Source organism: Agromyces archimandritae (assembly GCF_018024495.1).
Classification (GTDB): domain Bacteria; phylum Actinomycetota; class Actinomycetes; order Actinomycetales; family Microbacteriaceae; genus Agromyces; species Agromyces archimandritae.
On the sequence record NZ_CP071696.1, the window covers coordinates 340,933 to 360,259 of the forward strand.

The 19,327-nt window shown below is 67.5% G+C and carries 14 protein-coding genes and 3 rRNA genes; 2 read left to right on the top strand and 15 right to left on the bottom strand.

The genetic code is table 11. The features are described 5' to 3' along the window. Nucleotides 1-32: 32 nt before the first annotated feature. The 11 genes from recN to tyrS all read right to left on the bottom strand — a co-directional run bounded on the left by recN (nucleotide 33) and on the right by tyrS (nucleotide 13,618). Nucleotides 33-1,727 carry a DNA repair protein RecN gene (recN, locus tag G127AT_RS01655; RefSeq protein WP_210899144.1) on the bottom strand — a complete coding sequence of 565 codons (1,695 nt, stop codon included), beginning with the start codon at nucleotides 1,725-1,727 and terminating at the stop codon, nucleotides 33-35. Beyond that, nucleotides 1,720-2,676, bottom strand: a complete 957-nt coding sequence (locus G127AT_RS01660) for an NAD kinase (protein WP_210899146.1) — start codon at nucleotides 2,674-2,676, stop codon at nucleotides 1,720-1,722. Before G127AT_RS01660 ends, recN begins: the two co-directional genes overlap by 8 nt. Beyond that, the gene (locus G127AT_RS01665; RefSeq protein ID WP_210899148.1) at nucleotides 2,631-3,446 is read right to left on the bottom strand and encodes a TlyA family RNA methyltransferase; all 816 of its coding nucleotides are present in this window, start codon (nucleotides 3,444-3,446) and stop codon (nucleotides 2,631-2,633) included. The genes G127AT_RS01660 and G127AT_RS01665 overlap by 46 nt, the downstream gene beginning before the upstream one ends. Beyond that, complete coding sequence (locus G127AT_RS01670) at nucleotides 3,443-3,694, bottom strand: hypothetical protein (protein ID WP_210899150.1); 252 nt, start codon at nucleotides 3,692-3,694, stop codon at nucleotides 3,443-3,445. Before G127AT_RS01670 ends, G127AT_RS01665 begins: the two co-directional genes overlap by 4 nt. A gap of 38 nt (nucleotides 3,695-3,732) precedes the next feature. After that, nucleotides 3,733-4,764 (bottom strand): HAD-IIA family hydrolase, encoded by a 1,032-nt coding sequence (locus G127AT_RS01675; RefSeq protein WP_210899152.1) that lies wholly within the window; start codon nucleotides 4,762-4,764, stop codon nucleotides 3,733-3,735. Then, a complete protein-coding gene (locus G127AT_RS01680; RefSeq protein WP_210899157.1) occupies nucleotides 4,739-5,569 on the bottom strand; it encodes a tetratricopeptide repeat protein in 831 nt (276 codons plus the stop codon). Before G127AT_RS01680 ends, G127AT_RS01675 begins: the two co-directional genes overlap by 26 nt. Next, nucleotides 5,488-5,961, bottom strand: a complete 474-nt coding sequence (locus tag G127AT_RS01685; protein ID WP_210899159.1) for a hypothetical protein — start codon at nucleotides 5,959-5,961, stop codon at nucleotides 5,488-5,490. The genes G127AT_RS01680 and G127AT_RS01685 overlap by 82 nt, the downstream gene beginning before the upstream one ends. A gap of 404 nt (nucleotides 5,962-6,365) precedes the next feature. Further along, nucleotides 6,366-6,482 (bottom strand): 5S ribosomal RNA (gene rrf / locus G127AT_RS01690). A gap of 203 nt (nucleotides 6,483-6,685) precedes the next feature. Next, nucleotides 6,686-9,791: ribosomal RNA gene (locus tag G127AT_RS01695) — 23S ribosomal RNA — on the bottom strand. 451 nt (nucleotides 9,792-10,242) lie between these two features. After that, nucleotides 10,243-11,769 (bottom strand): 16S ribosomal RNA (locus tag G127AT_RS01700). Together the 16S, 23S and 5S rRNA genes form the textbook arrangement of a ribosomal RNA operon. A gap of 544 nt (nucleotides 11,770-12,313) precedes the next feature. Further along, on the bottom strand, nucleotides 12,314-13,618 hold the full coding sequence (gene tyrS, locus G127AT_RS01705; RefSeq protein ID WP_210899161.1) for a tyrosine--tRNA ligase: 1,305 nt from the start codon (nucleotides 13,616-13,618) through the stop codon (nucleotides 12,314-12,316). Between the two features lie 126 nt (nucleotides 13,619-13,744). Between tyrS and G127AT_RS01710 the strand changes: the two genes are divergently transcribed. Together G127AT_RS01710 and G127AT_RS15960 are read left to right on the top strand one after the other, a co-directional pair. Beyond that, a complete protein-coding gene (locus G127AT_RS01710; protein WP_210899165.1) occupies nucleotides 13,745-14,476 on the top strand; it encodes a DNA-binding protein in 732 nt (243 codons plus the stop codon). A 44-nt stretch (nucleotides 14,477-14,520) separates the two neighbouring features. Beyond that, nucleotides 14,521-15,138 carry a hypothetical protein gene (locus G127AT_RS15960; RefSeq protein WP_244857684.1) on the top strand — a complete coding sequence of 206 codons (618 nt, stop codon included), beginning with the start codon at nucleotides 14,521-14,523 and terminating at the stop codon, nucleotides 15,136-15,138. A 23-nt stretch (nucleotides 15,139-15,161) separates the two neighbouring features. Here G127AT_RS15960 and G127AT_RS01720 read toward each other — a convergent pair whose 3' ends face one another. From G127AT_RS01720 to G127AT_RS01735, 4 genes are read right to left on the bottom strand one after another with little or no spacing between them, the layout of a single operon-like run. After that, nucleotides 15,162-15,767, bottom strand: coding sequence for a DNA-3-methyladenine glycosylase (locus G127AT_RS01720; protein ID WP_210899167.1), 606 nt, complete (start codon nucleotides 15,765-15,767; stop codon nucleotides 15,162-15,164). A gap of 11 nt (nucleotides 15,768-15,778) precedes the next feature. Beyond that, a complete protein-coding gene (argH, locus tag G127AT_RS01725; protein WP_210899168.1) occupies nucleotides 15,779-17,212 on the bottom strand; it encodes an argininosuccinate lyase in 1,434 nt (477 codons plus the stop codon). Next, nucleotides 17,209-18,147 carry an ornithine carbamoyltransferase gene (argF, locus tag G127AT_RS01730; protein ID WP_210899170.1) on the bottom strand — a complete coding sequence of 313 codons (939 nt, stop codon included), beginning with the start codon at nucleotides 18,145-18,147 and terminating at the stop codon, nucleotides 17,209-17,211. The genes argH and argF overlap by 4 nt, the downstream gene beginning before the upstream one ends. After that, nucleotides 18,144-19,304, bottom strand: a complete 1,161-nt coding sequence (locus tag G127AT_RS01735; protein ID WP_244857863.1) for an acetylornithine transaminase — start codon at nucleotides 19,302-19,304, stop codon at nucleotides 18,144-18,146. The genes argF and G127AT_RS01735 overlap by 4 nt, the downstream gene beginning before the upstream one ends. Between the last annotated feature and the right edge of the window lie 23 nt (nucleotides 19,305-19,327).

The window sequence follows — 19,327 nt, forward strand, 5'->3', positions numbered from 1 at the left end:
GCCGTGCGCAGGCGGCATGACAGGCGGCGTGCTCAGGCGGCGACCGAGGCGAGTCCGAGCAGCTCGCGGGCGTGCGCGAGCCCGGACTCGGAGTCGGGGAGTCCGGAGAGCAGCCGGGCCATCTCGGCCTCGCGCTCGCCGCCGGAGAGTTGCCGAACGCTCGACTCGGTGACGCTCCCGTCGGTGTCCTTCACGACGTTCAGGTGGTTCGTCGCGAATGCGGCCACCTGGGCGAGGTGGGTGACGACGATGACCTGGGATCGTTCGGCCAGGCGCGCGAGCCGGCGGCCGATCTCGATCGCGGCGGCGCCGCCGACGCCTGCGTCGACCTCGTCGAAGACGAAGGTCGGCACGGGGTCGGTACCGGCGATGACGACCTCGATCGCGAGCATGACGCGAGACAGTTCACCGCCCGACGCGCCCTTCGAGACGGATCGCGGCGCCGCCCCGGGGTGCGGGGCGAGCAGGATCTGCACGCCGTCTCGGCCGTCGGCCGTGTAGTCGGCGAGCTCTTCGACGCCGACCTCGAGCCGGGCGTCGGGCATCGCCAGGGCGGCGAGCTCGGCGGTGACCTCCTCGGCGAGGCGGACGGCGGCCGCGCGCCGAAGCTCGGTGACGCGCCCGCCGAGCGCCTCCAGCTCCGCGGCGGCAGCCGCCACCGAGGCATCGAGGGCGTCGATCCGCTCGTCGTCGCCGTCGAGCTCGAGGAGCCGCAGCCCGCCCTGCTCGCGGAACGCGAGCACCGCACCGAGGTCGCCTCCGCGCTGCCGCACGAGCCCGCCGAGCACCGCACGCCGTTCCTGCACGAGTTCGAGTTCGCGGGCGCCGTCGGCGTCGAGGCCGGCGAGGTAGCTGGAGAGTTCCGCAGCGGCGTCGTTCAGCTGGAATCCGGCGTTCCCGAGCGTCTCGGCGATGGGTGTGAGCGCCGGATCGTGGGCGGCCATCCGCTCGAGGTGGCGTCTGGCGCCCTCGACGAGGGCGACGGCGTCGGGCACGTCCTCACCCTCCTCCGCCGAGACGAGCTCGCGTGCCGAGGCCGCTGCGAGCCGCAGTTCTTCGAGGTTCGAGAGGCGTTCGGCACGCTCCTGCAGTTCGACGTCTTCGCCGGGCTGCGGATCGGCCGTTTCGATCTCCTCGAGGGCCGCACGGAGCTCCTCGGCCTCCTGCGCGCGCCGTTCGTGCTCATCGCGCAGGCGTACGAGTTCTGCGGTCTCCTCGCGCCAGCTGCCGTAGACCTCGCGGTATGCGGTGAGCGCCTCGGAGAGCTCGGCCCCTGCGAAGCGGTCGAGGGCATCGCGCTGTGCGGTCTGGGAACGCAGCCGTTGCTGATCGGCCTGCCCGTGCACGACGACGAGTTCGGCGCCGAGCTCGGCGAGCACGCCCACGGGGGCGCTGCGCCCGCCGACGACGGCCCGGCTGCGCCCTTCGGAGGACACCGAGCGGCCGAGCAGCAGTTCGGGTCCGTCGAGCTGGCCGCCGGCCTCAGCGACACGGTCGGCGACCGCGCCATGCTCGGGCACGATCCACCGACCCTCGACCCACGCCTGCGAGGCGCCGGATCGCACCCCACCGGCATCCGCCCGCTCCCCGAGCAGCAGGCCGAGCGCGGTGACGACCATCGTCTTGCCGGCGCCGGTCTCGCCCGTCACGGCCGTGAACCCCGGCCCGAGCGGAAGCGTGGCGTCGGCGATGACGCCGAGATCGCGGATTCCGAGTTCTTCAATCACGAGCGATCGGCCCCCTCCATCCCGTCACCGGCAGCTGGAACTTGTTGACGAGCCGATCCGTGAACGGCGCCTCGTGCAGTCGCGCGAGCCGCACCGGCACGGGCGAGCGCCGCACGACGACCCGCGCGCCCGGCTCGAGGTCGAAGGCCCGCCGTCCGTCGCACCAGATCACCGCTGCTGCTTCGGTGCGCGGCACGATCTCGACGACGAGGCTCGACTCGGGGCCGACGACGATCGGCCGGGCGAAGAGCGCGTGGGCGCTGAGCGGCACGAGCAGGAGCGCCTCGACGCTCGGCCACACCACGGGCCCGCCGGCGGAGAAGGAGTAGGCGGTCGACCCGGTCGGCGTCGACATGACGACCCCGTCGCAGCCGAACGACGACAGGGGCCGGCGGTCGACCTCGATGACGACCTCGAGCATGCGCTCCCGCTCGGCCTTCTCGACGGTGACGTCGTTCAACGCCCAGCCCTCGTAGACGACGGCGGCGTGCTGGAAGACGCGCACCTCGATCGTCATGCGCTCTTCGACGCGGTAGTCGCGCGCGAGAGCCCGCTGCACCGTGTATCCGAGGTCGTCCCGCTCGCTCTCGGCGAGGAAACCGACGTGGCCGAGGTTCACCCCGAACAGCGGCACCGAGGGGTGGTCGCGCATCAGCTCTGCGGCGCGGAGGATCGTGCCGTCCCCGCCGAGGACGATGACGAGCTCGATGCCGGAGGGGTCGACCTCTTCGAGCCGGCGGGCGTTGCCGTTCAGCTCCGGTTCGACCTCGTGCAGCTCATCCCATTGTTCGCCGGCGATGACGGGGGTGGCGCCGGCGGCCGTCAGCTGCGTGCACACCTCGATCGTGGCCTCGAGCGCGGCACGGCGCGTGCCATGCGAGACGACGAGGAACCGGCGGTCGTTCACCCTGCGCCTCCTCGTGAAATGTCTCGGATCCGACCCGTCCATTCTGACGGATCCGCCGCGCCGCCCGGCACCAGATGCACGAGAACCTCGAGATTCCCGTGCGATCCGGGCATTGGGGAGGAGATGACGCCGGCGGTGCCGAGCCCCTGGTCGAAGCCGGCCCACAGCACGCGTTCGACGGCGTCGGCGCGGAGGTCGGGATCGGTCACGATCCCCTCGCGAACGCCGCCCCGACCGACCTCGAACTGCGGCTTCACGAGGAGCACGAAGTCGGCGTCGTCCGCTGCGCTCGCGCGGAGGGCGGGCAGCACGGTCGTCAGCGAGATGAACGACAGGTCGGCGACGACGAGGGTCGGGCCTTCGGCCACTCCCGTGAGTTCGGCCAGGCGCGCCGCGTCGAGCTCGCGCACGTTGCAGCCCTCGACGAGCACGAGCCCGTCCGCGCCGGCGAGATCCGGGGAAAGCTGGCCGTGCCCGACGTCGACGGCGAGCACCGTGCGAGCGCCGCGTTCGAGGAGCACCTGCGTGAATCCGCCGGTGGATGCGCCGGCGTCGAGCACGACCCGGCCGGCCGGGTCCACGCCGAAGGCGTCGAGGGCGGCGATGAGCTTGTGGGCAGCGCGGCTCACATAGTGGTCGGCGGCGTGCACGTCGAGCCGCTGCCCCTCGGCGACGCGCACGGAGGGCTTCAGCACGATCGCCCCGTCGACGGCGACCGCACCGTCGGCGATGAGCCGTGCCGCGTGCGTGCGGGAGCGTGCGAGCCCGCGCGCGGCCAACGCGCTGTCGAGCCGCTCGCCGGAGCCGCTCACGAGCCCTCTGGGTCCGCGCCTTCGAGGGCGGCGCGTAGTTCCTCGGCGACGCCGCCGTACGCAGCGGCACGCTCCTCGAGCGGTCTCGCTTCGATCCCGGCGACCCGCGCGGTCATGGCGTCGAACTCGCCCTCGGCATCGGTTGCGGTGCCTTCGGACAACACGGTGCCTTCGGTCGACATGGCGCCGTCGGTCGCAGCGGGCTCGGTCGGGGCGGGCTCGGTCGAGGCGGGTTGGGCGTCGGTCATCGCACCACGCTATCGCGCACGACCGACATCCGCCGTGGTCAGGTCCCGCTCCCGTAGAGTTCCGGCGGCACCTCGAGCGTGTGGATCGGCCGACCCGATTCCCAGATCACGGTGCAGGCCGCGCGCAGACGGTCGAGCGGATCCCCGTCTGCCACGACGGCGATCCGGGATCCCTCGAGGCGGACTCGTGCGTCGCCGACGCGGACCTCGCCGTTCCGTCCGGCACGCGCGAGCGGGTACGGCTCGTGCAAGCCGCGCAGGTCGGCGAGGATGAAGTCGGGCCGCATGCCGGCCTCGGCGGCGAGGAGCTGTTTGGCGCGGTCGATACCGGTGAGCACGACGGCCGAGCGGATGCCGGCGCGCGACGCGCCGAGGATGTCGGTGTCGAGGCGGTCGCCGATCATGAGCGGGGTACGCGCGCCGAACCGTTCGGCGGCCTCAGCGAAGATCGGCGTTTCGGGCTTGCCGGCGACCTCCGGAAAACGGCCGACGGCGGTGTGCACGGCCGAGACGAGGGTGCCGTTGCCCGGTGCGATGCCGCGGGCGACGGGGATCGTCCAGTCCATGTTCGTCGCGATCCACGGGATTCCGGTGCCGTTCTCGGATCCGGGCCGCAGGGCGAACGACGCTTCGGCGAGTTGCGTCCAGGCGACGTCGGGTGCGAAGCCCTGTACGACCGCTGCCGGGCCGTCGTCGGCGGATCGCGTCGGCCGGTAGCCGGCCCGCTCGAGCTCGACGACGATGCCTTCGCCGCCGACGACGAGCACCGTCGCTCCTTCCGGAACGGCGGCCCGCAGCAATCGCATGGCCGCCTGCGGCGAGGTCACGACGTCGCGGGGTTCGGTGCGGAGCCCGAGTTCGACGAGGTGGGCCGCGACGGAGGCGTCGCTTCTGGCCGCATTGTTCGTGAGGTAGCCGACGGGCATGGCGGCCGCGGCCCGGTTCAGGCTCGCCACCGCGAAGGGGATGGCACCGGCACCGCGGTAGACGACTCCGTCGAGGTCGGCGAGGATCGCGTCGGCGCCCGCGATGGGCGCCTCGCCCTCAGTCTTCGTCCGGAAGAGGGCCATCGGCCTCCCCCTCGCCTGCGGCTTCGGTCGCGCCCTCGGACTCCTCGCCGCTCTCGCTCGCGAGCTCGGGCTCCGGGTCCGCCTCGTCCTCGGGCTCTGCGCCGAGCTCGGGCTCCTCTTCGGCGATCTCGATGACCGTGATGAGCTCGGACTCGGCGTAGGGAGCCTCGAGCGCGGCCTCGGCGCGGAGCGCCCGGGCTCGCCACTCCTCCGCCGCCCGATCGCGCCCGAGCTCTTCGAGCACTTCGGCGTAGGCCGAGAAGAGGGCGGGGCTGTACGAGAACGCGCGATCGGGGTCCAGCTGCGGGATCTCGAGTTCTGCCAGGGCTTCCTCGGCCTGCCCCAGGTCGAGACGAGCGCCGGACATGGCGATCGCGAGGTCGACCTGGACGGACGCCGGGAGCGTCGCACGGTCCACGGAACGCCCGAGTTCGAGGGCGCGGTCCGGGCGGCCGATGCCGCGTTCGCTGTCGACCATGAGCGGCAGCTGGTCGTCGCGACCGGAGATCCTCCGGTAGGTCCGCAGCTCGCGGAGCGCGAGCGGGAAGTCGCCGTTCGTGTAGGCGGTGATCGCGAGCGTTTCGCGTACGACGCCGACGCGGCCGGCACGACGCGAGGCCGAAAGCGCATGCCGGTGGGCGAGCTCGGGGTCGTCCTCGAGGAAGCGCGCGGCCGCCACGAGGTGCCGGGCGACATCGTCGGCATTGTCCTTGCTCAGGGTCTTCAGTTCGGCGCGAGCGGCCCGATCGAGGTCTTTCGCCTGAATGGATGCCGGGATCTCCGGGTCGTCGTGACGCGGCCGCACCGCGCGAGGCGCGTCGCTGTGCTCGAAGCGCCGTGCGCGCTCGTCGCGCCCGGACTGGCCGCCGCGATACCCGGCGCGCTGGCCGGCCCCGCTCCGGCCCCCGGAGGCACCGCGGTCACGGTCGCCGCTATACGGCTTCCGGTCACGGTCGCCCGCGGGCCGACGGTCACGATCGCGGTCACCGTACGGCTTGCGATCACGGTCTCCCGCAGGCCGACGATCACGGTCTCGATCACCAGAGGGCTTTCGGTCCCGATCGCCATACGGCTTCCGGTCACGGTCGCCCGTAGGACGACGATCACGGTCGCGATCACCGTAGGGCTTCCGATCACGGTCTCCGTACGGCTTGCGATCACGGTCGCCCGCAGGACGGCGATCACGGTCGCGGTCACCGTAGGGCTTCCGGTCCCGATCGCCGTACGGCTTCCGATCCCGGTCACCGTACGGCCTGCGGTCACGATCGCCGGCGGGACTGCGATCACCATAGGGCTTGCGATCACGCTCACCATATGGCTTGCGGTCGCGGTCCCCGTACGCCTTCCGGCCGCCTCGGTCGTCACGGCGGCCGCCCGTCTGAGCGGGATCGCTCCCTCGGCGGGGCCGGGCATCGTCACCGCGATTCCTGCCCTCGCCTCGTCGGGCCTCGTCGGGGGTGTCGCGTTCGCTCACGGTGTTCCTGCCATCTCCGGACCCTCCGAACTCAACCGTACGACACGGGCCTGGAGGGCGACACGTAACGGAGCTGTTAAATGCGTCGAGGCCACCCGTCTTCGGGTGACCTCGACACTGAATGGTTGTCCGGCGGTGTCCTACTCTCCCACAGGGTCCCCCCTGCAGTACCATCGGCGCTGTGAGTCTTAGCTTCCGGGTTCGGAATGTGACCGGGCGTTTCCCTCACGCTATGACCGCCGTAACTCTTGCCACCACCACACGTGTGTGTAGGGTGAAACTTTCGTTACCACACCCACCCGGACCTGGTCCGGTATGAGTGTTTCACTGTTCTCTTGTATTCAACACTATTGTGTTGTTCCCTGTTCGTCTATCGGGAACCACAGAGTGGACGCGAGCAACCAATGCCACCCATCAAGCCTTTTGCAAACACTGATGAATGTAATGATTATCAAGTTATCGGCATATTAGTACCAGTCAGCTGCACACCTTGCGGTGCTTCCACATCTGGCCTATCAACCCAGTCGTCTGGCTGGGAGCCTCTCACCCCGAAGGGTATGGAAATCTCATCTCGAGGCCGGCTTCCCGCTTAGATGCTTTCAGCGGTTATCCATCCCGAACGTAGCTAACCAGCGGTGCTCCTGGCGGAACAACTGGCACACCAGAGGTTCGTCCAACCCGGTCCTCTCGTACTAGGGTCAGATCCTCTCAAATTTCCTACGCGCGCAGCGGATAGGGACCGAACTGTCTCACGACGTTCTAAACCCAGCTCGCGTACCGCTTTAATGGGCGAACAGCCCAACCCTTGGGACCTACTCCAGCCCCAGGATGCGACGAGCCGACATCGAGGTGCCAAACCATGCCGTCGATATGGACTCTTGGGCAAGATCAGCCTGTTATCCCCGAGGTACCTTTTATCCGTTGAGCGACAGCGCTTCCACAAGCCACTGCCGGATCACTAGTCCCGACTTTCGTCCCTGCTCGACCTGTCAGTCTCACAGTCAAGCTCCCTTGTGCACTTACACTCGCCACCTGATTGCCAACCAGGTTGAGGGAACCTTTGGGCGCCTCCGTTACTCTTTAGGAGGCAACCGCCCCAGTTAAACTACCCACCAGGCACTGTCCCTGAACCGGATCACGGTTCGAAGTTAGATATCCAGAGTGACCAGAGTGGTATTTCAACAATGACTCCACCGACACTAGCGTGCCGACTTCACAGTCTCCCACCTATCCTACACAAGCCACACCGAACACCAATACCAAGCTGTAGTAAAGGTCACGGGGTCTTTCCGTCCTGCTGCGCGTAACGAGCATCTTTACTCGTAATGCAATTTCGCCGAGTTCGCGGTTGAGACAGCTGGGAAGTCGTTACGCCATTCGTGCAGGTCGGAACTTACCCGACAAGGAATTTCGCTACCTTAGGATGGTTATAGTTACCACCGCCGTTTACTGGGGCTTAACTTCTCAGCTTCGCTCCGAAGAGCTAACCGTTCCGCTTAACCTTCCAGCACCGGGCAGGCGTCAGTCCGTATACATCGTCTTGCGACTTCGCACGGACCTGTGTTTTTAGTAAACAGTCGCTTCCCACTGGTCTCTGCGGCCTTCACGCCTTCGGCAGCAAGTGCCTACAACGATCCGGCCCCCCTTCTCCCGAAGTTACGGGGGCATTTTGCCGAGTTCCTTAACCACGATTCTCTCGATCTCCTCGGTATTCTCTACCTGACCACCTGAGTCGGTTTGGGGTACGGGCGGCTAGAACCTCGCGTCGATGCTTTTCTCGGCAGCATAGGATCACCCACTTTTCATCCGCGTCACGTCTCAGCCTGTATGAGTCGCGGATTTGCCTACGACTCGGCCTACACGCTTGCCCCGGGACAACCATCGCCCGGGCTGGGCTACCTTCCTGCGTCACACCTGTTAATACGCTCACTCCACCAGACTCGGGTCCCACGCTCCCCACACGGTGCCCTCCCGAAGGAGAACGGTGCATGGTTCGGATGGTTAGCATTGCTGGATTCATGTGGGCGGTTCTTCGCCGGTACGGGAATATCAACCCGTTGTCCATCGACTACGCCTGTCGGCCTCGCCTTAGGTCCCGACTTACCCAGGGAAGATGAGCTTGACCCTGGAACCCTTGGTCTTCCGGAGGACGGGTTTCTCACCCGTCTTTCGCTACTCATGCCTGCATTCTCACTCGTGTGCCGTCCACGGCTGGATCACTCCGCCGCTTCACCCGGCACACGACGCTCTCCTACCCATCACCACGACTGGACCACGAAGGCCTATCGATAATGGTAATGCCACGACTTCGGTGGCGTGCTTGAGCCCCGTTACATTGTCGGCGCGGAATCACTTGACCAGTGAGCTATTACGCACTCTTTCAAGGGTGGCTGCTTCTAAGCCAACCTCCTGGTTGTCTGTGCAACTCCACATCCTTTCCCACTTAGCACGCGCTTAGGGACCTTAGTCGGTGGTCTGGGTTGTTTCCCTCTCGACGATGAAGCTTATCCCCCACCGTCTCACTGCTGCGCTCTCACTTACCGGCATTCGGAGTTTGGCTGACGTCAGTAACCTGTTGAGGCCCATCGGCCATCCAGTAGCTCTACCTCCGGCAAGAAACACGCAACGCTGCACCTAAATGCATTTCGGAGAGAACCAGCTATCACGAAGTTTGATTGGCCTTTCACCCCTATCCACAGCTCATCCCCTCCATTTTCAACTGAAGTGGGTTCGGTCCTCCACGACGTCTTACCGTCGCTTCAACCTGGCCATGGATAGATCACTTCGCTTCGGGTCTAGGACCTGCGACTGAATCGCCCTATTCAGACTCGCTTTCGCTCCGGCTCCCCCACACGGGTTAACCTCGCCACAGATCACTAACTCGCAGGCTCATTCTTCAAAAGGCACGCTGTCACCCCAACAAGGAGGCTCCAACGGTTTGTAAGCAAACGGTTTCAGGTACTATTTCACTCCCCTCCCGGGGTACTTTTCACCTTTCCCTCACGGTACTTGTCCGCTATCGGTCATCTGGGAGTATTTAGGCTTATCAGGTGGTCCTGACAGATTCACACGGGATTTCTCGGGCCCCGTGCTACTTGGGATACCTCTCCGGGCCGCCAGGCATTTCGACTACGGGACTCACACCCACTCCGGTTCGGCTTTCAATCCGATTCGTCTATACCCGACGCGTCACCGTGGCTGTCCGGCAGAACAGCCCGAAAGGTCCCACAACCCCGACCATGCAACCCCTGCCGGGTATCACACATGACCGGTTTAGCCTCATCCGCTTTCGCTCGCCACTACTCACGGAATCACGGTTGTTTTCTCTTCCTGTGGGTACTGAGATGTTTCACTTCCCCACGTTCCCTCTACCCGCCCTATATATTCAGGCGGGAGTCACCAGGTCACTCGAAAGGCCTGGCGGGGTTTCCCCATTCGGAAATCCTCGGATCACAGCTCGTTTATCAACTCCCCGAGGCTTATCGCAGATTACGACGTCCTTCTTCGGCTCCAGATGCCAAGGCATCCACCGTTTGCTCTTAGAAACTTGAAAATCACATGAGTTTTCAGAAACCACCAACCCCGAAGGGCCGGCGGTGACCAATGATTAGTCCAGACACCCAAACCCCGAAAGGCTCAGGCATCCAAGAACAAATCTTGTGACCAACACCCCAAAAAAGGGCGTCAATCTAAGATGCTCGCGTCCACTATGTAGTTCTCAACAGACGAACAGCACCCCCGCACCACCAACCAAACCAGTCAGCACCACGAAGGCCTGCAAGAAACCAACCCACACCCGAAGATGCGGCGTCCGGTCCCTCAGGACCCAACAGCGTGCACGCACCACCCCCGCAGAACCCCACCGTTCCAACCGTTCCCGGCGTACTAAATGCTGTCCCTCGAAGACGATGCCTATGTCAATGTTCCACCCATGAGCCACCGGCAGACACGTTCGGTCTGACCCGGCACTCCTGGAAGACCCGAAGATCTCCAGTGCTCCTTAGAAAGGAGGTGATCCAGCCGCACCTTCCGGTACGGCTACCTTGTTACGACTTAGTCCTAATCACCGATCCCACCTTCGACGGCTCCCTCCAAAAGGTTGGGCCACCGGCTTCGGGTGTTACCGACTTTCATGACTTGACGGGCGGTGTGTACAAGGCCCGGGAACGTATTCACCGCAGCGTTGCTGATCTGCGATTACTAGCGACTCCGACTTCATGAGGTCGAGTTGCAGACCTCAATCCGAACTGAGACCGGCTTTTTGGGATTCGCTCCGCCTTACGACATCGCAGCCCTTTGTACCGGCCATTGTAGCATGCGTGAAGCCCAAGACATAAGGGGCATGATGATTTGACGTCATCCCCACCTTCCTCCGAGTTGACCCCGGCAGTCTCACATGAGTTCCCACCATAACGTGCTGGCAACATGCGACGAGGGTTGCGCTCGTTGCGGGACTTAACCCAACATCTCACGACACGAGCTGACGACAACCATGCACCACCTGTAACCGAGTGTCCAAAGAGTCCCCTGTTTCCAGAGTGTTCTCGGTCATGTCAAGCCTTGGTAAGGTTCTTCGCGTTGCATCGAATTAATCCGCATGCTCCGCCGCTTGTGCGGGCCCCCGTCAATTCCTTTGAGTTTTAGCCTTGCGGCCGTACTCCCCAGGCGGGGCGCTTAATGCGTTAGCTACGACACGGAAACCGTGGAAAGGTCCCCACATCTAGCGCCCAACGTTTACGGCGTGGACTACCAGGGTATCTAATCCTGTTCGCTCCCCACGCTTTCGCTCCTCAGCGTCAGTAAGTGCCCAGAGACCTGCCTTCGCCATCGGTGTTCCTCCTGATATCTGCGCATTCCACCGCTACACCAGGAATTCCAGTCTCCCCTACACCACTCAAGTCTGCCCGTACCCACTGCAGGCGCGAGGTTGAGCCTCGCGTTTTCACAGCAGACGCGACAAACCGCCTACGAGCTCTTTACGCCCAATAATTCCGGACAACGCTCGGACCCTACGTATTACCGCGGCTGCTGGCACGTAGTTAGCCGGTCCTTTTTCTCCAGGTACCGTCACCTTGCGGCTTCTTCCCTGACAAAAGCGGTTTACAACCCGAAGGCCGTCATCCCGCACGCGGCGTTGCTGCATCAGGCTTGCGCCCATTGTGCAATATTCCCCACTGCTGCCTCCCGTAGGAGTCTGGGCCGTGTCTCAGTCCCAGTGTGGCCGGTCACCCTCTCAGGCCGGCTACCCGTCGACGCCTTGGTGAGCCATTACCTCACCAACAAGCTGATAGGCCGCGAGTCCATCCCAAACCGAAAAAACTTTCCACCCCGCACCATGCGGTGCAAGGTCCTATCCGGTATTAGACGTCGTTTCCAACGCTTATCCCAGAGTCCAGGGCAGGTTACTCACGTGTTACTCACCCGTTCGCCACTAATCCCCCAAGTGCAAGCACCCGGGATCATCGTTCGACTTGCATGTGTTAAGCACGCCGCCAGCGTTCGTCCTGAGCCAGGATCAAACTCTCCAAAAAAAAATGGTTCCAGACACCCCCGAAGAGGCATCCAGGAGTTCAATCTCCGACAGAGAAACAACTGACTAAAAAATCAAATTGTCCATCAATCAAAGGAATCCCACCAACCAAAAAGGCTGGTCAGGGTTCAAAAAATTGGCATTGAACATAGTGCACGCTGTTGAGTTCTCAAGAAACGGACGCTTCCGGTGCAGCCTCGTCAGAGGTTGCATGTCGGTGGGGCTTCGTTCTCACCCGGTCATCCTGCGAGAGGACGTGTCCGAGTGCTTCGGATCGATCGGAGCGAGATCGCTTCGAGATCCGGGAGATGTTTCCGCTTGAGGCCGGTGAGCGTTTCGCTCTTCCGTTCCTGTGGGGCAACGAGTAGATACTCTACGTCGGATCCTGGGGCCGTGCAAACCGGCCCTGCATCCCGGGCGTGTCGCAGGTCAGCGCGGCGCTTCGCGACGCGCTTCCTGCGACAAGGCGGCCGTAGGAGCGGCGCGACGCAACGCGTCGCGCCGCGTCGTCCCCAGCCGCAGACCACTGCCGATTCGCAACCCGATCACCCTTCGACGAAGATGCCCGCGAGGGTCTTCTTGCCGCGCCGGAGCACGGCGAGACCGCCGGCGGCGACCCGGCCTTCGAGGGTCGCGTACTCGTCATCGATGCGGGCGTTGTCGAGCGACACCCCGCCCTGCTTGATCGCGCGCCGGCCTTCGGAGAGGCTCACGACGAGCCCGGTGTCGACGAGGAGCTGGGCGAGCGGGGCATCCACCGCCGCGGTCGTGTTCGGCAGCTCCTGCAGCGCCTGCCGCAGGGTGCCGGGGTCGAGGGCCGACAGGTCGCCTTGACCGAAGAGCGCTTCGCTCGCCGCGATGACGGCGCGTGCGGCCTCCTCGCCGTGCACGAGTTCGGTGACCTCGACGGCGAGGCGCTTCTGCGCCTCCCGTCGGAAGGGCTCGCTCTCGACCTTGCGCCCGTACTCCTCGATCTCGGCGCGCGAGAGGAAGGTGAAGATCTTCAGGCGCGAGACGACGTCGGCATCGTCGGTGTTGAGCCAGAACTGGTAGAACGCGTACGGGCTGCACATCTCGGCGTCGAGCCAGATCGCATTGCCCTCGCTCTTGCCGAACTTCGAGCCGTCGCTGTTCGTGATGAGCGGGGTGCCGATGGCATGGAGCGAGGCGCCCTCGACGCGATGGATCAGGTCGGTGCCGCTCGTGAGGTTGCCCCACTGGTCGCTGCCGCCCGTCTGCAGCACGCAGTCGTACTGGCGGTACAGCTCGAGGTAGTCGAAGCCCTGCAGGATCTGGTAGCTGAACTCGGTGTACGAGATCCCGGCATCGGAGTTCAGCCGGCTGGCGACCGCATCCTTCTTCAGCATCGTGCCGACGCGGAAGTGCTTGCCGACGTCGCGGAGGAAGTCGATCGCGCTGAGCCCGGCCGTCCAGTCGAGGTTGTTGACGAGGCGCACCGCGTTCTCGCCCTCGTCCGAGAGGAAACGGGAGACCTGCCGTTGCAGCCGTGCGACCCACTCGGCGACGGTCTCCTTGGTGTTCAGGGTGCGCTCGGCCGTGGGGCGGGGGTCGCCGATGAGGCCCGTGGACCCGCCGACGAGTCCGAGGGGGCGATGCCCGGCCAGCTGGATGCGCCGGAGCGTCAGCAGTTGGACGAGGTTGCCGAGGTGCAGGCTCGGCGCCGTCGGGTCGAAGCCGCAGTAATAGGTGACCGGGGGCCCTGCGAGGAGCTCCTTCAGCGCAGCTGCGTCCGTCGAGACGTGCACGAGCCCGCGCCAGTTGAGCTCTTCCCAGACATCGTCGAACGACGGATCGTTCCGCTGCGTGCTGAGGATCTCGGATTCTGACACGCACTCAGGCTAGCAGCGGGCGCGCGAGGGCCTGCATGGCTCGATTCAGCTTGACGCTTGATGTTCTAGAACTTCAGGATAGGATCTTATGTAGATCGAATCCAGCTTGACGGCTGAAGGAGGATCATGTTCGTCATCACCGCCGACCAGGTCGGCAGCCGCACCGGGGACGACCTCGGTCGAGCCCTCGTCGAACGCCTCGACGCCCGCTTCGCCGGCGCCCTGCTGCTCCCCGCCGATCAGACGGCCGGCGACGAGGTGCAGTTCGCCCTCGCCGACCCCGGGGCCGCACTCGACGCGGTGCTCGAGCTCGCCCGGACCGGCCGATGGAGCACGGGCCTCGGCGTCGGCGGCATCCGCACGCCGCTGCCGGACGCCACCCGCAAAGCGACCGGCGGGGCGTTCATCGCCGCGCGAGAAGCCGTCGGCGAGGCCAAGCGCGCGGACGGGCGGTTCGCCCTCCGCGCCGAACCGGGGCCAGCGTCCGGCGCTGCCGCAGCCGAGCCGGACGCGGACGGCGCCGCACCCGACACCGACACCGGCATCGCGGCGGCGGACGCCGAAGCGCTCGTCCGGGTCCTCCTCGTGCTGCGCGAGCGGCGCACCGCGCAGGGCTGGGAGGTCGTCGACCTCATGGAGACCGGCATCAGCCAGAAGGACGCCGCCGCCGCCCTCGGCATCACCCCCTCTGCCGTGAGCATGCGCCTCGCAACAGCCGCATGGCGCACCGACCGTGCCGCACGCGAGGCGCTCGTGCGCATCCTCGACGCCCTCGACCGGGCCGCGGGCGGCGCATCCGCCTCCCCCGGCGGCGATCCGGAGACCACGACGGGTGCGAAGGCCGGCGCCACCCCATAGGCTGCACGTGGCGCCCGCACCCGGCGGGCCCGGAAAGGTGCACGGTGTACGAGTTCGGTATCGCTTCCCTCCTCGTCTGGGCCGCGCTCGTGCTCTCGCTCGTCGCTGCGGCGGTGCTCTCCGTGCTCGCCTTCCTGAAGCCGAAATCGCACCTCATCTGGTTCGCCGCAGGCACCCTCGGCATCGCCGTCGTCGCGGCCGCCGCCGTGCCCGCGCCGGACCCGGTCGGCGGTGCGACCCTCATCGCCCTCCTCGGCCTCGTCGTCGCCGTCTTCGGCGGCAGCCCCGCCGCGATCACGGCGCTCGACCTCGCGATGGGCGCCTCGAGCGTTCCCGGCCTGCACGGCGGCATCCTCGTCGAGGGGCCCGCCACCCGCGCCGAGGCCCGCGCCGACGCCGCCGGCGGGGCGCCCGCGGAACCCCGCCGGCGCGAAGTGCTGCGCGGCGGGATCACGATCGGCGTGCTCGAACGCTTCGCGGCCGCCGGCAGCATCGCCGCCGGCCTCCCCGAAGGCCTCGCCCTCGTCATCGCCGTCAAGGGCGTCGGCCGCTTCACCGAGCTCGAAGCCCCCGAAGCCCGCGAGCGCTTCATCATCGGCACCTTCGCGAGCCTCATCTGGGCGACCGTCGCCGGGCTCGTCGTGCATCTCGCGATCCGCTGACCGCAGCCGCGTCGAGGCCGCCCTCAGTCGTCGGCGTTCGCGTGCCGTTTGTACGGCGAGACGCCCGGGTCGCCCGGGATCCAGAACCGCCACGGGAACGCCGTACCGCCGCCCGGTCCGCTCACCCCCGTGCGCGGACCGGCGGCATGCGGCACCGGCCGCACCGGGACGCGGAGGTCGAAGGGCGGGGCGAGCAGATCGGATCCCTTCGCCGAGAGCGGCACCCCGAGCGCCTTCGAGAGGCGCCCCGGGCCGCGCGCCAGATCGCGGTCCTTCGCGCCCGGCCGCCGTGAGCGCGCGAGCTCGATGCCCTCGACGACCGTCGCACCGCGCATCAGGATGCCGGACGCAGTGCCCTTCGGCCGCGTCACGATGTTCAGGCAGGTGTGCATGCCGTACGAGAAGTACGCGTACAGGTGCGCCGGGTCGCCGAACATGGTGATGTTGCGCGGCGTCGGCCCCCGGAAGGTATGCGAGCCCGGGTCCTCCCCCGGGCCACGGTAGGCCTCGAGCTCCGACAGGCGGACGGCGACGCGGCCGTCCGGGGCGTCGTAGACGAGCACCGCGCCGAGCAGGAGCGGGGCCAGCAGCACCGGGTCGCGGTCGAAGAATCCGCGCCCCGGTGCCACGAGCTCGTCGTTCAGACCGGCTCCCCGTTCAGGCCGGCCAGCGAGGCGCGCACGCGCTCGGCGAGGCGGCCGAACTGCAGCTCGACCTGCTCGGGTGCGGTGCCTCCGGCGCTGCGACGGCTCGCGACCGAGCCCTCGACCGTGAGCACCTCGCGCACCTCGGGGGTGAGCTCCGGCGAGATCGCCGCGAGGGCCGCATCGTCGACCTCCTCGAGGCCGAGACCCCGCTCCTCCGCATAGCGGACGAGGGCGCCCGTGATCTCGTGGGCGTCGCGGAACGGCACGCGCCGCTTCACCAGCCACTCGGCCACATCGGTCGCGAGCGAGAAGCCCTGCGGGGCGAGCTCGGCCATCCGCTCGGTGTGGAAGGTCAGCGTCGCGATCATGCCCGTGAAGGCGGGCAGCAGCACTTCGAGCGTCTCGACCGAGTCGAAGACGGGCTCCTTGTCCTCCTGAAGATCGCGGTTGTAGGCCAGCGGCAGGCCCTTCAGGGTCGCCAGGAGCCCGGAGAGGTTGCCGATCAGCCGGCCCGACTTGCCGCGTGCGAGCTCGGCGATATCGGGGTTCTTCTTCTGCGGCATGATCGACGACCCCGTCGAGTACGCGTCGTCGAGGGTGACGAAACCGAACTCGCGCGTATTCCAGAGGATGACCTCCTCCGCCAGACGCGAGACGTCGACGCCGATCTGGGCCGCCACGAACGCGAACTCCGCGGTCTGGTCGCGGCTCGCGGTGCCGTCGATCGAATTCTCGGTGACCGCCGCGAAGCCGAGCTCGCGGGCCACGAGGTGGGCGTCGAGTCCGAGCGTCGAGCCGGCGAGCGCCCCCGACCCGTACGGGGAGGCGTCGGTGCGCCGCCACCAGTCGGCGAGCCGGTCGAGGTCGCGCGAGAGCGCCCAGGCGTGGGCGAGGAGGTGGTGGGCGAGGAGGACGGGCTGGGCGTGCTGCAGATGCGTGCGCCCCGGCATGATCGCGGTGCGGTGCGCGTCGGCCTGCGCGGCGATCGCGTCGATGAGGTGGACGAGCTGCGCGCCGATCGCACGGGCGTGGTCGCGGAGATACATGCGCCCGAGAGTCGCGATCTGGTCGTTGCGGCTGCGGCCGGCACGGAGCTTGCCGCCGAGCTCGGGCCCGACGGCGGCGATGAGTGCCGCCTCGAGGGCGCCGTGCACGTCCTCGTCGGAGTCGGCGGGCACGAGGCGCCCCTCGGCGACGTCGGCGCGGAGCCGTTCGAGGCCGGCGAGCATGGCGGCCAGCTCCTCATCGCTCAGGTACCCGGCCGCGGCGAGCGCCCGGGCGTGCGCCGCGGAGCCGTCGAGGTCGTAGGGGGCGAGCTGCCAGTCGAAGTGGGTCGAGCGGCTGAGGGCCGCGAGCTCGGGCGAGGGCCCGGAGGCGAAGCGAGCTCCCCAGAGCGAGCCCTCGTTGGTCGTGCCGCCGCCGCTCATGCCGCCGCCCCCGCGTTCTGCGCGAGCAGCCAGACGAGCAGCGCCTTCTGGGCGTGCAGGCGGTTCTCCGCCTCGTCCCAGATGATCGACTGCGCCCCGTCGATGACGTCGGCGGTGACCTCGTAGCCGCGGTCGGCGGGCAGGCAGTGCATGAAGACGGCGTCGGGCGCCGCGAGGGCCATGAGCGCGGCATCCACCCGGTAGGAGCCGAACGTCGCGACGCGGTGCGCCTTCTCGTCCTCCTTGCCCATCGAGACCCAGGTGTCGGTGACGACGACGTCGGCGCCGGCGACGGCCGCCTGCGCGTCGGTGAAGAGCGTCACGCTGCCGCCGGTGGATGCGCCGAGCGCCTGCCCGTCGGCGACGACGGCGGCGTCGGGCGCGAATTCCTCGGGTGAGGCGATCCGCACGTGCATGCCCGCCAGGGCCCCGGCGAGCACATAGGACTGTGCCATGTTGCTCGCGCCGTCGCCGAGGAAGGCGACGGTGAGGCCGGCCAGTTCGCCCTTGTGCTCGCGGATCGTGAGGAGGTCGGCGAGCAGCTGGCAGGGGTGGAAGTCGTCGGAGAGGGCGTTGACGACGGGCACCGTGGTGCCGGCGGCCATCTCCTCGAGACCGGACTGGGCGTAGGTGCGCCACACGATCGCCGAGACCATGCGCTCGAGGACGCGGGCCGTGTCGGCGGGGGTCTCCTTGCCGCCGAGCTGGCTGTTGGCCGTGGAGATGATGAGCGGGCTGCCGCCGAGGTCGGCGATGCCGACGGCGAAGGAGACCCGGGTGCGCGTGGAGGACTTGTCGAAGATGACGGCGACGGTCTGCGGGCCGGCGAGGGGCTGGGCGGCCCAGCGCTCCTGCTTGAGGCGGACGGCGAGGTCGAGGATCTCGGCCTGTTCGGCGGCGGTGAGGTCGTCGTCGCGGAGGAAGTGGCGGGTCATACGGTGTCCGTTCTGGTGGATGCGAGCCGGTGGAGGGCACGGCCGAAGCGGTCGGCGAACTCCTCGAGTTCGGCGTCGCCTGCGATGAGCGGCGGCGCGAGGCGGATGGTCGACGGGTTCGCGGCGTTCACGATGAGGCCCTCGGCGAGGGCGGCGTGCATGAGTTCGACGGCGCGCGGCTCGGCGAGGCCGACGCCGACGAGGAGGCCGAGGCCGCTGGTGCCCGTCACGAGCGGCGAGTCGAGACCGGCGACGATCTCGCGCAGGCGGATGCCGGTGCGCGCCGCATGTTCGACGAGGCCGGCGCGTTCGATCTCGCCGAGGACGGCGTTCGAGACGGCCGTGGCGAGCGGATTGCCGCCGTAGGTCGTGCCGTGCTGACCGGCGGTGAAGAGCTCGGCCGCGTCGCCGAAGGCGACGAGGGCGCCGATCGGGAAGCCGCCGCCCATGCCCTTGGCGACGGTGATCGCGTCGGGGCGGATGCCGGCGTGCTGGAAGCCGAACCATTCGCCGGTGCGGCCGGCGCCGGTCTGGATCTCGTCGACGATGAGCAGGGCGCCGTGCTGCTCGGTGAGCTCTCGGGCACGGGCGAGGTAGCCCGCGGGCAGGTCGACGACGCCGGCCTCGCCCTGCACGGGTTCGACGAAGAGCGCGGCGACCCGCTCGTCGATCGCCGCCTCGAGGGCCTCGATCGTCGCGGGGATGTGCTCGACCCCGCCCGGCATGGGTTCGAAGGGCGTGCGCATCGCGGGTTTGCCGGTGAGGGCGAGCGCCCCCATCGTGCGGCCGTGGAACGCGTTCTCGAGGGCGAGGATGCGGGGCCTGGCCTCGCCGCCGTTCAGGCGGGCGAGTTTGAACGCGGCCTCGTTGGCCTCGGTGCCGGAGTTGCCGAACAGCACGCGTCCGCTGCCGGCGCCCGCCAGGCGCAGGAGGCGTTCGGCGAGCTCGAGCTGCGGGGCCGTGGCGAAGTAGTTCGACACGTGGGCGAGCCTGGCGGCCTGGGTGCTCACGGCCTCGACGAACACCGGATGCGCATGCCCGAGCGAGTTCACCGCGATGCCGGCGAGGAAGTCGAGGTACCAGCGCCCCTCGGCATCCCGGACCCGACACCCCTGGCCGCGCTCGAGCTCGGCGAGCGGCATCGCCAGGGCGTGCATGATGTCGCGGTCGAAGCGTTCCT

Excerpts from the sequence above, each read along its gene's own strand:
- G127AT_RS01670 (WP_210899150.1), bottom strand. The coding sequence starts at position 3,694 with ATGACCGACGCCCAACCCGCCTCGACCGAGCCCGCCCCGACCGAGCCC.
- argH (WP_210899168.1), bottom strand. The coding sequence starts at position 17,212 with ATGAGCGGCGGCGGCACGACCAACGAGGGCTCGCTCTGGGGAGCTCGC.
- argF (WP_210899170.1), bottom strand. The coding sequence starts at position 18,147 with ATGACCCGCCACTTCCTCCGCGACGACGACCTCACCGCCGCCGAACAG.
- G127AT_RS01710 (WP_210899165.1), top strand. The coding sequence starts at position 13,745 with ATGTTCGTCATCACCGCCGACCAGGTCGGCAGCCGCACCGGGGACGAC.
- G127AT_RS01675 (WP_210899152.1), bottom strand. The coding sequence starts at position 4,764 with ATGGCCCTCTTCCGGACGAAGACTGAGGGCGAGGCGCCCATCGCGGGC.
- G127AT_RS01660 (WP_210899146.1), bottom strand. The coding sequence starts at position 2,676 with ATGGACGGGTCGGATCCGAGACATTTCACGAGGAGGCGCAGGGTGAAC.
- G127AT_RS01735 (WP_244857863.1), bottom strand. The coding sequence starts at position 19,304 with ATGCACGCCCTGGCGATGCCGCTCGCCGAGCTCGAGCGCGGCCAGGGG.